The organism is Kribbella orskensis, from assembly GCF_004342085.1.
Taxonomy (GTDB): Bacteria; Actinomycetota; Actinomycetes; order Propionibacteriales; family Kribbellaceae; genus Kribbella; species Kribbella orskensis.
This window is the reverse complement of the sequence record NZ_SLWM01000016.1, coordinates 90,279-103,296: the sequence shown is the minus strand read 5'-3', so window position 1 is coordinate 103,296 and position 13,018 is coordinate 90,279. Positions and strand designations below refer to the sequence as shown.

General features: G+C 67.7%; 10 protein-coding genes. 5 read left to right on the top strand and 5 right to left on the bottom strand.

The window, feature by feature from the left end:
* Positions 1-394: 394 nt before the first annotated feature.
* Together EV644_RS31710 and EV644_RS31705 are read right to left on the bottom strand one after the other, a co-directional pair.
* Positions 395-2,200, bottom strand: coding sequence for an ABC-F family ATP-binding cassette domain-containing protein (locus tag EV644_RS31710; protein WP_132192899.1), 1,806 nt, complete (start codon positions 2,198-2,200; stop codon positions 395-397).
* Positions 2,201-2,239: 39 nt separating this feature from the next.
* The gene (locus EV644_RS31705; protein ID WP_199240101.1) at positions 2,240-4,138 is read right to left on the bottom strand and encodes an elongation factor G; all 1,899 of its coding nucleotides are present in this window, start codon (positions 4,136-4,138) and stop codon (positions 2,240-2,242) included.
* Between the two features lie 280 nt (positions 4,139-4,418).
* Here EV644_RS31705 and EV644_RS31700 point away from each other — a divergent pair, with 280 nt between their 5' ends.
* From EV644_RS31700 to EV644_RS31685, 4 genes are all read left to right on the top strand, one after another.
* Positions 4,419-5,741, top strand: coding sequence for a hypothetical protein (locus EV644_RS31700; protein ID WP_132192895.1), 1,323 nt, complete (start codon positions 4,419-4,421; stop codon positions 5,739-5,741).
* Between the two features lie 181 nt (positions 5,742-5,922).
* A complete protein-coding gene (locus tag EV644_RS31695) occupies positions 5,923-7,308 on the top strand; it encodes a class I tRNA ligase family protein (RefSeq protein WP_132192893.1) in 1,386 nt (461 codons plus the stop codon).
* Between the two features lie 2 nt (positions 7,309-7,310).
* Positions 7,311-7,676: an avidin-fold protein gene (locus EV644_RS31690; RefSeq protein WP_132192891.1), complete on the top strand. Its 366-nt coding sequence runs from the start codon at positions 7,311-7,313 to the stop codon at positions 7,674-7,676.
* Between the two features lie 41 nt (positions 7,677-7,717).
* Positions 7,718-8,500: a GNAT family N-acetyltransferase gene (locus EV644_RS31685; RefSeq protein ID WP_132192889.1), complete on the top strand. Its 783-nt coding sequence runs from the start codon at positions 7,718-7,720 to the stop codon at positions 8,498-8,500.
* Positions 8,501-8,543: 43 nt separating this feature from the next.
* Here the strand turns inward: EV644_RS31685 and EV644_RS31680 are convergent, their stop codons facing one another.
* Positions 8,544-9,074 carry a class I SAM-dependent methyltransferase gene (locus EV644_RS31680; protein WP_199240100.1) on the bottom strand — a complete coding sequence of 177 codons (531 nt, stop codon included), beginning with the start codon at positions 9,072-9,074 and terminating at the stop codon, positions 8,544-8,546.
* Positions 9,075-9,318: 244 nt separating this feature from the next.
* Positions 9,319-11,019 (bottom strand): hypothetical protein, encoded by a 1,701-nt coding sequence (locus EV644_RS31675; protein WP_132192885.1) that lies wholly within the window; start codon positions 11,017-11,019, stop codon positions 9,319-9,321.
* Positions 11,020-11,485: 466 nt separating this feature from the next.
* On the opposite strand from EV644_RS31675, the gene EV644_RS31670 reads away from it, so the two are divergent.
* Positions 11,486-11,878 carry a VOC family protein gene (locus EV644_RS31670; protein ID WP_132192883.1) on the top strand — a complete coding sequence of 131 codons (393 nt, stop codon included), beginning with the start codon at positions 11,486-11,488 and terminating at the stop codon, positions 11,876-11,878.
* A gap of 203 nt (positions 11,879-12,081) precedes the next feature.
* Here EV644_RS31670 and EV644_RS31665 read toward each other — a convergent pair whose 3' ends face one another.
* Positions 12,082-13,017 carry a 4-(cytidine 5'-diphospho)-2-C-methyl-D-erythritol kinase gene (locus tag EV644_RS31665; protein WP_132192881.1) on the bottom strand — a complete coding sequence of 312 codons (936 nt, stop codon included), beginning with the start codon at positions 13,015-13,017 and terminating at the stop codon, positions 12,082-12,084.
* Position 13,018 lies beyond the last annotated feature (1 nt).

The following is a 13,018-nucleotide window of genomic DNA, read 5'->3' as shown; positions in this document are numbered from 1 at the left end:
GCGGAGCGCGAAGAAGCCCGCCCGAATTGTGTCGGAATAATCCGAAAGACGGCGCGTCACTTAATGCCCCGGCGATCGTTGCAGGTTGCAACGAGATCGAGAGATTGCCGTAGCGGACGACTGTCGACACTGAGCGACCGGCCGGACTAGTGTCCTCACCATTGGTGCTCGATCAACTACAGAACGTTCTCATCCGGTGAACTTCGGCGGCAAGAGGTGGTCCGCCGAGGAAGGTCGGTGGTGTCCGGGGCTCGGGGCCCGGACAACAGCGACCCAACGGGGCCCGCTCACCCGGCAGTCGCGGCATACCCTCCCAGTCACAGGGGATCGGAGGGTGTGCCGCGACTCAGTTCCAGCGGGATTTGATCATGTATACATTCTGCGAATTACACTGCTATTCCGCGCGCTCGGCCGCTTCGAACCACGCGGTTTCCAGCTCGGCGCGTTCTTCCGCGAGCTTGCGCAGCTCCGTGTCGAGCTCGGCCAGCCGCCCGTAGTTGCTCGCGTTCGCCGCCAGCTGGTCGTGCAGCTTGGCCTCGGACTCGGTGAGCTTGCTGAGCTGCCGCTCGATCCGGTTCAGGTCCTTCTTCGCCGCCCGGGCCGCGGCCGCGTCGACGACCGGCTCCGGTTCCGCCGCTGCCTCGGTCGTCGCCTCGGCCACCGGCGCGGCGGCGACGCGGCGCGGCGCAGTACCGGACTCGAGTTCTTGCAGGTACTGGTCGACGCCGCGGGGGAGGTGCCGGACGTTGCCGTCGCCCATGATCGCGTAGACCATGTCGCTGACCCGCTCCAGGAAGTACCGGTCGTGGGTGACGACCACGACGACGCCCGGCCAGCCGTCGAGAAAGTCCTCGAGCACGGTGAGCGTCTCGACGTCCAGGTCGTTGGTCGGCTCGTCGAGGATCAGCACGTTCGGCTCGTCGAGCAGGATCCGCAGCAGCTGCAGCCGGCGACGCTCGCCACCGGACAGGTCGCTGATCCGGGTGGTCAGCTTGTCGCCGGTGAACCCGAACCGCTCGAGCAGCTGCGACGAGGTCATCTCCCCGCCGCGGCCGGCCAGGGCCGCAGTACGGCGGATGTCGGTGATGTGCGTGAGGACGGTGACCGAGCCGTCGAGATCCTCGAGGGTCTGCGAGAGGTTCGCGATCCGGACCGTCTTGCCCTGCTTGACCTTGCCGGAATCCGGGGGCAGCAGTCCGGTGAGCACCTTGAGGAAGGTGGTCTTGCCGGCGCCGTTCGGGCCGAGCAGACCGATCCGGTCGGCTGGGCCGAGGCGGAAGGTGACGTGGTTCAGCATCAACCGGTTGCCGAACGACAGGCTGACGTCCTCGGCGTCGAACACGTCCTTGCCGAGCCGTGAGGTCGCCAGTTTCGCGAGAGCGAGCTTGTCGCGCGGGGCGGGCTCGTTCTCGATCAGGGCGTTCGCCGCCTCGATCCGGAACTTGGGCTTCGACGTCCGGGCCGGGGCGCCGCGGCGGAGCCAGGCGAGCTCCTTCTTCATCAGGTTCTGCCGCTTGCCCTCGACGACCTGCTCGTTGCGCGACCGCTCCGCCTTCGCCAGCACGTAGGCGGCGTAACCACCCTCGTACGAGCTGACCTTGCCGCCCTGGACCTCCCACGTGTTGGTGCAGACGGCGTCGAGGAACCAGCGGTCGTGGGTCACCACGATCAGCGCGCCGGCACGATCCACCACGTGATCGGCGAGCCAGTTCACCGCCTCGATGTCGAGGTGGTTGGTGGGCTCGTCGAGGATCAGCAGGTCGACGTCGGTGAGCAGCAGCTTCGCCAGGGAGACCCGGCGCCGCTCACCACCGCTCAGCGTGCCGACCTGTGCTTCGTGGTCGACGCCGCCGAGCAGGTGCTCCATGACGGACCGCGCCCGCGGGTCGGCGGCCCAGGTGTAGGTCTCGGCACCACCCAGTACGGCGTGCGCGACGGTCTGCGTCGGCTCCAGGTCGTCGCTCTGCCCGAGGTACCCCAGCCGCAGATCCCGGTTGTGCGTGATCCGCCCGGCATCCGCCGCCTCCCGCCGCGCGAGCAGCCGCAGCAGCGTCGACTTGCCGTCGCCGTTCCGCCCCACCACGCCGATGCGCTCACCCCGGCCGACGCCGAGACTCACCCCGTCGAGCAGGGTCCGGGTTCCGAAGCCCTTGGAGACGGCTTCCAGATTGACAAGGTTGGGTGCAGGGGTAGCGGCCATAACTCGCCCAGCCTAGTTGAGCCCCGGTAACAGCTCCGACTAGGTCTGGTTGAGGTGGAGGAGGTATTGCTTCTGGTTGAGGGGGTTGCCGTCGGTTCGGGGGTGGTGGGGTGGGGGGCCGGGGACGGGGTGGAAGCCTTCGAAGGTGGTGAGGAGGACGCCTTCGCCGTGGGTGAGGCCGGGGAGGTGGGACTCGAACGCGTGCAGGCGACCGGCTGGGATGAGGCCGGTCAGGTGTGCCTGGTCCGAGGCGACGGTGGTGTCCTCCACCGTGGCCAGGGATTCCGCGAGCTTGGCCAGGACCGCGGAGACCGCCTCGGGCGGCACCTCGAGCTCGAAGCGGTTGACCGGTTCGCATACTCGCGTCCCGGCTTCCTGCAGTGCCTGCATCAGGACCAGCGGAACCAGCCGCCGGAAGTCCGCGGCCACGGTCATCGGGGCGATGTACCGCGTGTGGATGAGGTGCACCCGGCAGTCCGGGACCTCCCAGCCGTACAGACCTTGCTGCAGGCATTGCCGCGCGGTCTCCTCGATCGCCGTGTGGAACGCCCTCGGCAGCCCGCCGAGCTCCACCTCCAGCCGGTAGTCGATCCCAGGACCGCCAGGCGAGACGCGGAAGCCGACGCCCGCGTACCAGAGGTTGGCCGGGTCGCCGATCATGCGGACCGCAGTACCGATGCCGACCGGTCGCTCGATGTGGATCGGCTGCGTCTCGGCGAAGGTGACAGACAGCCCGTACTCCGTCTCCAGCAGCGAGGCGATCACCTCCTTCTGGACCTCCCCGTACAGGTGGACCGAGATCTCCTGGCCGACCGGGTTCTTGCGGACCTGGATCAGCGGGTCCTGCTCGGCGAGTTGCTGCAGCGCGACGTACAACTTCGTCCGGTCGGCCGACTCGACGACGGTCTCCAGCGTCGGTGGGGAGAAGAGCTGCCCGGCTCGCTCCACCGCGCGACCGAGCTGATCGCCGATCTGGATCTCCTTCAGACCGCGCAGCGCCACGATCCGCCCGGCCTCCGCCGCGCCGACCGGGATCGTCCCGCCGCGCTCGAAGACCCGCACCGACGTCGGCTTCGCGGTGTACGACGTTCCGCCGCGACGCAGGTCGACGTACTCGCGCGAGCGCAGGGTGCCCGCGAAGACCCGAGCGGAGGCGATCTTCTCCCCGGCCGGGCCGCGTTCCACCTTGAACACCGTGCCCTGCAACGGATCCGCAGGAGAACCGGTTGCTCGCGGCAACCACTGGCGGATGCCCTCGATCAACTCGGGAACACCGTCGCCGGTCATCGCCGAGCCGAAGTACACCGGATGAGCGAGGCACTCCCCCACCTGCCGGGCGAGCTCGCGCTGGTAGTCCTCCGACGCCAACGTGCCGTCAAGATACCGCGCCAGGAAGGTGTCGTTGTGGTCGGCAAGCAGATCGCCGAGGCTGTCCAACGGAACAGGATGACTCCGGGCGGCACGAGTGCCGAGATCGCTGACGGTCGAGAGCGGCGCCGCACTCGGTGCGAGGAGCCGCCTGATGTCGGCGAGCAGGTCGTCGTACCGGGCGCCCATCCGGTCGGTCTTGTTCACGAACAGCAGCGTCGGGATGCGCAGCCGGCTCAGCGTGCGCATGAGCAGCCGGGTCTGCACCTGGACGCCCTCGACCGCCGAGATCACCAGCACGGCGCCGTCCAGGACGGACAGCGCGCGCTCGACCTCGGCGATGAAGTCGGAGTGGCCCGGGGTGTCGATCAGGTTCACGGTCAGGTCGCCGAGTTCGAAGGAGACGACCGCCGAGCGGATCGTGATACCGCGCCGACGCTCGAGGTCCATCGAGTCGGTGCGGGTGCTGCCGTCGTCCACGCTGCCGACGTGGTCGATCACGCCGGCCGCGTGCAGCAGGCGTTCGGTCAGACTGGTCTTGCCGGCGTCAACATGCGCCAAGATGCCCATCGTCAGGGTGTTCAAAGGTCCTCGCGGGTGCGTCGCAGCGATCAGGAGTGACGGCGTAGATCGACACCCGGCGCATCTGGAACTCCCTCTCACTGGCTCCCGCGGGACAAACGTTTGTTGATGGTAATGCGGTTCATTACCGGACGCACCTGTTTTTCTCCACCCCTTCCAACCGCGTCCGCCTGCCCAGTAGCCTGCGCCCCACGGCGGCCCAGGTCTTGCTCGAAAACTTCGCGGAACAAGGGATTCCGGGCGCCGTGGGGAGAAACAAGGAGCTCCTATGTCACTGACGGACGACTACCTCGCCGCTGCTGCCGAACGCGGGCCAAAAGCCAGTGCGATCCTCTCGGCGGCCGCACCGAAGCTCGATGCGACCACCTTTCTCGGCCGGTGCCTGAGCCGGCCAGCCTTCCTCGGCGCGACCGAGTATCGGCAGCTGAAGGCCGATCTCGACCTGCTGCACTCCGCTCTGACCCGGCTGCCCGAGCGCGTCTTCGGCGGCGACCTCGCCGAGTTCGCCCGGTACGTCGGGCTGACCGAGCCGCAGGTCCAGGCCGTCTCCCGCGGCCGCGGGCCGGCGCCCAGCCGGATGGGCCGCGCGGACATGTACCGCGACGAGCGGGGCTTCCACCTGCTCGAGATCAACATGGGCAGCACCGTCGGCGGTGTCGACAACCCGGTGCTGAACGCGGCGATGCTCGAGCACCCGTTCATCGCCGAGTTCGTGGCGGCGAACCAGTTGACCAACGCCGAGACGATGGAGGACGTCGTCCGGACCATCCTGACCGAGGCGAAGGTGCCGACCGGCGTACGGCCGGTGATGGCGATCGCCGACTTCCCGGACAGCTACCCGGACCTGGAACGCCAACTGCACAAGAGCGCGGAGATGCTGGCCCCGCTCGGGATCGACGCACTGCCCTGTCCGGTGGACGCGCTCGAGTACCGCGACGACCGGATCTGGCTTGGCGACCGTGCGATCGACGTGGTGTTCCGGCTGTTCATGATCGAGGACGTGCTGAAGCCCGGCGCGGTCGAGATGCTGGAGCCGGTGCTGCAGGCTTCAGAGCGCGGGCATGTCTCGATCTTCACGCCACTGGACGCCGAGCTCTACGGCAGCAAGGGATCACTCGCGCTGCTGTCCGACGAGGCGTACCGCGACCGCTACCCCGCAGACGAACTCGCTGCGCTGGACCGGATCCTGCCGTGGACCCGGATGGTGCGCAGCGGCCCGGTCACCGTGGACGGGCAGCAGGTGGATCTGCTCGAGCACGCCGTCGCGAACCGCGAGGAACTGGTGCTCAAGCCAACCGCCCTGCACGGCGGCGACGGCGTACTGCTCGGCTGGCAGACCGGCGAGGCCACCTGGGCCTCCCGGCTCGCCGAAGCGATGGACAACCCGTGGGTGCTGCAGCGCCGGATCCGGCCAGTGCCGGAGGAGTTTCTGACCGACGACGGCAGCGAGCAGTGGCTGCTCACCTGGGGTGCCTTCCTCGTCGCCGGCGGGCTCGGCGGCTTCCTGATCCGCGGCTCCCAGGAGCTCGACGGAGGTGTTGTCAACATGGCCACCGGGGCCACCGCCACGTGCTGTTTCTACCAGGTCTGAGCCTTCAAACGTTCGTTTACGCCAGCGGGATGAGAACCCCTTGTTTGCAAGGGTTTTCCGTCTGGCGGAGGGTTCCGGCGGAGGAGTAACGTCGCGGACTGCGACCGATCCGGTGGCAAGCGTCACCGGGTCGGCGCATGTCCACCGACCGTTATCGCCGCTCGGGCAGGAGCCGCCCCGCATGACCACCACGACCGCCACCGGCGTCACCGTTGTCATCGTTCCCCCCGCCACCGCCAACGGGCCGATGCACGTCGGCCACCTCTCCGGTCCCTACCTGGCCGCCGACATCGCCGCCCGGGCCGCTCGCGCCCGCGGTGAACGCGTCATCACGACCGCCGGGTTCGACGTACACCAGAACTGGGTGCTGACGCGGGCCGAGAAGGAAGGCGTCGACGTCGAGAAACTGGCCGCCTCGTTCCGTGAGGAGATCGTCGCCGCACTGGATGCCGCGAGGATCCAGTACGACGTTTTCCTCGACCCGCAGAGTCCGGAGTACCAGCGCGGTGTCACCACCCTCGCCGCCGATCTCACCACCGCGGGGCGCTTCCCGATGCGCAAGCTCACCCTGCTCGCCTGCTCGGACTGCGACCGCACCCTGCACCAGTCGTACGTCGTGGGCAAGTGCGCGTGGTGCGGCTCGGGGGCCGCCGGAGGTGGTTGCGAGGGCTGCGGCGGTTACACCTCGGCCGAGAACCTGATCGACCCGCGCTGCAACCGCTGCGGCGGCGAACCCCGGCCCTTCACGGCGACCGTGCCGGTGCTGCCGATGGAGGACTACCGCGAGGAACTGATCGAGGTCTGGCTGCGCGCCGAACTGTCGGATCGCGCTCGCCAGATCGTCACGCACTACCTGGAGAACCGGCTCCCCGACGTACCGATCGCGTATCCCACCAACTGGGGACTCGCCGGCACCGGGCCGCACTCGGGTCTGCGGCTCGAGGTCTATGCCGAGGTCGGCCTGAGCAACCTGTACGGCGTTGCGGAGTCCCTCAAGCCCGGGTCGCTCGGGCTGGAGAACACGACCGCGGCGTGGTCCGAAGTTGCCGGACTCTGGCACTTCAACGGGATCGACAACGGGTTCTACTTCGCCTTGTTCTGGCCGGCCGTGTACCTGGCCGCGGGGGTTCCGCCCGAGGCGATCGGTGGCGCGCAGGTCAACGAGTTCTACACCCTCGACGGGGAGAAGTTCTCGACCAGCCGCAACCACGCGATCTGGGCGAACGACTTCCTCGGCCAGGAGGACGTCGACATCGTCCGCCTCTACCTCGCCTGGGACCGGCCGGACCGATTCGCCAGCGACTTCACGCTCTCGTCGTACCGCGAGTTCGAGGCCTACGTGCGTCCGCTGCTGGATGGTGCCCGCGGCAACAATGTCGGTGAGGCGGCTGCGGCGCACGATGGCACGATGCCGCCGCTGATGGCCGAGGCCGACGTGACCCGCGGGGTCGCCGCGCTGAAGCCGCGCGGCTTCGACCCGGCGCTCGCGGTACGAGCGGTGCTGACAGGCCTGGCCGCGAGTGCGCCGGGCGCGGAGATGCTGCTCCAGATCCTGACCGGAAGGTGACCGTGGAAACCCCCAACTACGACGGCCGCATCTTCCGCCCGGTCGGCAATCCGCCCGGCGCGCCGACCGGCCGCTACCACCAGAACGGCAAGCTGATCTGGGCCGAGTTCGGCGGCGGAAGGCTCCACTTCGGCCGCCTGGTAGGAACCTGCGATGCCGACGGCACCATCGACGCCAGCTACTGCCAGCTAGCCACCGACGGCGGCGTAACAGCCGGCCGAGTCCTCAGCATCCCCGGCTACACCAACGACGGCACCCTGACCCTCACCGAAAACTGGCGCCGCCTGGACGGCTCCTCTGGCATCTCCGTCATAGAAGAAGTAGACCCCGTCCTAGCCCCACCACCCCCAGAATCCCTCCCCGGCTGACCACGTCTCAGCTCCACCGACGATTTGGTAGCGTCCGCCGCATGGGTGAGCTCAATCTGGCGACGGTGGCGGCGGCCAACGAGGCGTGGGTGCTGGAGCCGGAGGGCTCGCAGGTGGCGGAGACCGCGGAGTACCGGCTGGTGCGCTTCCCGGAGCGTTTCCCCGACCCGCTGCAGCTTCAGTGGGTGCGGTCTGCACGACCGGCCGAGGCCGTGCTTGGGGAGGTTGTCGCGCGGGCCGTCGAGTTCGGGCTGCCGGAGGTCAACGTCTATGTGAGGCTCAGCGCGCCCGACGGCTTCGTCGAGGCGTTGCTGGGGTATGGGGCCCAGCTGGTCGACACCGGCGACGTGCTCGCCCTGGCCTTGCCGGCCGACGTCAAGGCGCCCGATGTTCCTGGGCTCGAGGTGCGGTGGCTGACCGCGCTGGAGGTCGCCCGCGACGCCAACGCTGTAGGGGTCTCGGTCTTCGGCGGGAGCAGGGCCTCCGACGACGAACTCGCCCCTCGGGCGGCGGCCTACCGCGATTCGGTCGCCGCCGGGACCGGAGGGCTCCTCGTCGGCTATCTCGACGGCACCCCGGTCGCAGTCGCGGGCGTCGAGCTTGTCGACAGCGTGGCCCGGCTGTGGGGAGGCGCAGTACTGGAGGCGTACCGCGGCCGCGGTGTTTACCGTGCCCTGCTTGCCGCTCGCATGACGTACGCCGCCGAGCACGGTGGCACGATGGCGCTCACCCAGGGCCGCATTACCACGAGCTCCCCGATCCTGCAGCGCCTTGGGTTCATCTCGTACGGCCGGGAGCACTCTTATCGACTCCCTTTGAGATGACTCGCATGGTTGCCGACGCGGATAAAGCGAACGCTCCCGCCCGTTATCGATCGACAGGCACACGCCGCGCGACGATGGCGGCATGGGGTCGTTTCCCGTCAGCGCGGCTCTCCGTCGCTTCGACCTGAAAGCCCGAGTCCGCCAGCCGCTGTGACATCTCCTCGATCGACCAGAAGTAGGCGGTCGTCACGGTGTGCGAGAACGGCTCAACCTGGGCGCCCTCGACCATGCCGAGCAGCAAACTGCCACCGTCGCACAGGCAACGTGCGAACTCGCCGAGGATGCGGGGCACGTCGTCCGGCTCGGTGTGGATGATCGAGTACCACGACAGGATCCCCGCCACCGAGCGATCAGGCACGCCGAGGTTCTTCAGCTCCGCAACGCGGTAGGAGACAGCGGGAAACCGCGACCGGGCGATGTCCACGAATCGCGGCACAAGATCGACACCCTCGACGTCACAGCCCTCGCCGCGCAGAAAGTCAGCCCACTGCCCAGGCCCGCACCCGGCGTCGATGATGCGGCCGGTGATCCCACCGGCCCACTGCGACACCAGCTTGCGGTCCAGTTCGTGCATAGCCTCCGTCGAGGCGAACCTGTCGGCGTATTCCTCCGCCCATCGGCCATACGCATCCCGCACAACATCCACAGACACTGGCAACCCCTAGTAACCCGGCATTCGATCATTGCCGACCACGAAGTCGGCACGACATGCTCCCATGTCCGCGAGTCATCGCCGGAACCTGCCGATCCGAGGGAGATTGTGCACGGTTCGGATAACGCCTGCTCCCAGCGCACCCTCCCTGCCGACTGATTCACCGTTACTCAGGGCTGGGGTGGGGGTGGGTGCCGGTGTGGTCTACGAGGAACTTGTAGCCGTGGGGGGTGGTCCACTCGAGGGCGTTGTCGTTGAGGCGGCGGACTTTCCAGCGGCCGTGGGTTTTGACCCGGTGGCTGTAGCGCCGCAGGGGTGCGAGGTTGGTTGTGCTGGTTTGGCCGGGCGGGCCGGTTGGGTTGAAGGGGTGTAGGTGGTCGACGTCGGTGCAGTAGGTGGTCTCGCCTGTGCCGAAGGGGAACTGCTCTACAGGATGCATGAGCTTTATCCGTTCGCGGATCCGGTGGGGGATCTCGTAGGCGTCGACGCTGACCTTGTCGTTCAGATCGATGACTGGACGCAGGACGATCTGGTCGTGTCCGAGTAGTTCGCTCAACCGGGCCGCGAGCACTGGGCCAAAACCTTCGACTCGCGCGACGCCTTCGCCCGCGAACAGAGTCTCGCCGGCCACGTGCACATAGAGGCTTGTCCGCCCGGGTTTGCGAAGGTCTGCGCCAGCGGAGCCGGCGGCGTACGCCGCTTGTCTGATCGCTGCCACCTTCTCGGCCACCATTCGCCATTCCTGCTCGGACTGCTCGGGCTGCTCGGCCCGCTCGGGCCGCTCGGCCTGCTCAGCCTCTGCAGGCTCGGCCGTCATCACAGCACCCGCATCTTTGGCACCGCTTCCGGCCGAAGGTGCGTCATCGTCCGCTCGGTTCGCGTCGGAGGTGTGGCTGGCGGGTGCGATCGGCTGGGGTGAGCTCAGGTTGGCATCGTGCCGGACGCCGGCGCAGTCGCTTCCCTTCGCACCCTCACCGCGGTGGTTGGCGTCGGATGCCTGGTCGGGTTCGGGCGCTGCGGTCGTGGTGGGTACGGGGTCGGTCTTGGTGAGGACGTGGGCTACATCCAGCAACTCGTGGGCGAGTTTGGGGTCGGCGAGGATGCCGATTGCCTTGGCTCGGCGACGGTCCAAGGAAGAGGTGTCGCCGAGGGCGGCGAGTGCGTCGGCGATCTGGGCGAGGGTCGCGTCCAGGCGGATCACATCACCGGTTGCTGCGCGAACGAAGAGGGTAGTGGTGCCGTGGTCGTCTGTACGGCCGGTCCACACGCCACGCTCCCGGGCCTTCTCCTCGGCTGCTTTGCGGGCGGCTTCCGGATCGGCCTGCCAGATGGCAGCTTTGACGATGAGGCTCAGTCGGTACGGCGTGACCGAGTCGATGATGCCGGCCACTCGTCGGTCGACGATCGCCGCGGCTTCCATCGAGAGCGTCACGCAGGCGGTGGCGACCTGACATGCCTTCCAGGGTGTTGCCCGGTCGGACTGCACTTCTTCCCAGATCTTCGGGAGACGGTGTCGCAGGGAGAGCGCCTGACCGATGAACCGGGCTGAGGCTGCTGCTGATCGACCGGTCACGACGCCGAACTCGGCGGGAGCGAATTCGGCGATACTTGGGCAGCCGGGACCGCCGTACACCTTGTGACGTTCACTTCCGGGGATCGTCTCGTCGCCGGGAATCATCGACGTCCCCGGGAACAGATCAGCGTAGTGCGCGGCAAGCTGGAGCAGTTGAGCGTCAACCTGGCGCTGCATGGCATGCAACCGTGCGGCCGCGGCGAGGGTCTCGGCCGCGTCGAGGTCGGCCACATCCATGTCGAACATGTGTTTGATTCTATCCCAACAGAACGAGGCGCCACGAATGTTCGCCACCCGTTTTTCCCTTGTCCACAACGGAAAACATCACACAGCCCAGGACTCTCGGACGAGATATACAGAGGGTCGAACCCGCTGATGGTGGCCGCTGATGTGGTGCCGGTGGAGTGAGCCAGGCTGTCCGGCATGGAGTTGAGTTGAGGGGTCGAGAAGGATGGCTGGGTGAGCAGACAGCAGAAGCCGTCACGGCAGCGACGGTGGACAGCAGATCCAGTTTTGGACTTGCCCGTCCGGGCACCGCAAGATCGCCGCGATGATGCGTGCCGACAGCGACCAGGTGTCCACCTCCACCGTTCAGCTGGGCCCTCCGCCGTCGAAGTCGACTTGTTCCGCCACACCTACAATGCTCTGCGACCCCGCCGGGCCCTCGAACGCACACCACGTGCGGCTTACCTCGCCGTTCGGACACTGCGATCAGCGTGTGGCCTTTGGCGGACCCGCTAATTGACTGGGAGGTCAAGACATGACCAGTAAGTTCACCGAGCTTGCGATCGACTGTGTCGATCCCAACGGTCTCGCCCGCTTCTGGTGCTCGGTCCTTGCCTACGAGGTGCAGAACGAAGACGACGACGGAACTGTCATAATCGGCTCTCCTCTGGTGCCTGAAGGCAAGAACCACCTTGGCCCAGTGCCACCGACGTTGACATTCGCGCGCGTGCCCGAGGGCAAGACCATCAAGAACAGGCTCCATCTCGACCTCAACCCAACCGACAGGGAGCAGGACGAAGAGGTTCGTCGCCTGCTCGACCTAGGTGCTCGACACGCCGACGTCGGCCAAACCGGCGACGAGAGCTGGGTCTGTCTTGCCGACCCGGAGGGGAACGAGTTCTGCGTCCTTGCGGGCCGCCGCCCCTGATCGGAGTCCGCACACCGCCGCCAGACCTACAAACTCTTGACTCATGACACCGCAGGAGCGGAGCCACACGCCTGAGCCAGCCACTCATTTTTCCCTTATCCACAAGGGAGAACACCGGCCAGGGCACAACCAGCGTCGCGGAACTCATGCACACCGCACTGGAAGCAGCACTAGCCAACTGGTTCGGCACCCCCTGAAAACGACTAGCGGTTGATCGGGGCCGGGTGGATTCGGGCGCCGGGGACTGGGCCTTCGGCTTGGCGGACCATTCGGCAGAGGCCGGATTCGGCTAGTTCTACGGCCAGGTCGACGGCTCGGCGGCTGTCGGCGGCCAGGAAGAGGCAGGTGGGACCGGAGCCGGAGATCATCGCGGCCAGGGCGCCTTGGTCGAGGCCGAACTGGAGGGTGTCCGCGAGCTCCGGGCGCAACGACAGCGCCGCGGCCTGCATGTCGTTGCTAAGGGCAACCGCGAGCGCAGTTGGCTCGCCGGAGAGCAGCGCGGAGAGAAGTTCCGGCTGGACCTCGGGCTGCTCCACCCGGCGCACCGGGCGGAGGCGGTCGAGTTCCTGGTAGACGGCAGGGGTGGAGAGGCCTCCCTCGGCGATGGCGAAGACCCAGTGGAACGTGCCGCGGGACATCACCTCGGTGACCTGCTCACCCCGGCCGCGCCCCAACGCCGTATGCCCGACCAGGCAGAACGGTACGTCGCTGCCGAGCTCCGCGCCGACGTGCTCCAACTCCGCCTGGGACAACCCGAGACCCCACAGCCGGTTGCAGGCTACGAGCGTCGCGGCGGCGTCGGTGGAACCGCCTGCCATGCCGCCGGCGACCGGGATGGTCTTGCGGATGACGATGTCGACGCCTTCCTCGACGTCGTACTCCGCTTGCAGCAACCGGGCGGCCCGGACCGCGAGGTTCGAGTCGTCGGCCGGTACGTCGTCCGCGAAGTCGCCGACCACCTCGACCGTGACACCGTCGTCATCCCGCAGCGTCGCGGTGACGTCGTCGTACAGCGCGACGGCCTGGTAGACGGTGGCAAGCGGGTGGAACCCGTCCGGACGCGGTGGGCCGACGGACAGGCCGAGATTGATCTTGGCCGGCGACCGGACCGTGACCTGGGCTTGAGGTGGCACGGGCACA

What these genes read in the sequence shown, in the direction of transcription:
- EV644_RS31710 (WP_132192899.1), bottom strand. Translation starts at nt 2,200, where the DNA reads ATGGCCGCTACCCCTGCACCCAACCTTGTCAATCTGGAAGCCGTCTCC.
- EV644_RS31685 (WP_132192889.1), top strand. Translation starts at nt 7,718, where the DNA reads ATGGGTGAGCTCAATCTGGCGACGGTGGCGGCGGCCAACGAGGCGTGG.
- EV644_RS31705 (WP_199240101.1), bottom strand. Translation starts at nt 4,138, where the DNA reads ATGGGCATCTTGGCGCATGTTGACGCCGGCAAGACCAGTCTGACCGAA.
- EV644_RS31670 (WP_132192883.1), top strand. Translation starts at nt 11,486, where the DNA reads ATGACCAGTAAGTTCACCGAGCTTGCGATCGACTGTGTCGATCCCAAC.
- EV644_RS31680 (WP_199240100.1), bottom strand. Translation starts at nt 9,074, where the DNA reads ATGCACGAACTGGACCGCAAGCTGGTGTCGCAGTGGGCCGGTGGGATC.
- EV644_RS31700 (WP_132192895.1), top strand. Translation starts at nt 4,419, where the DNA reads ATGTCACTGACGGACGACTACCTCGCCGCTGCTGCCGAACGCGGGCCA.
- EV644_RS31695 (WP_132192893.1), top strand. Translation starts at nt 5,923, where the DNA reads ATGACCACCACGACCGCCACCGGCGTCACCGTTGTCATCGTTCCCCCC.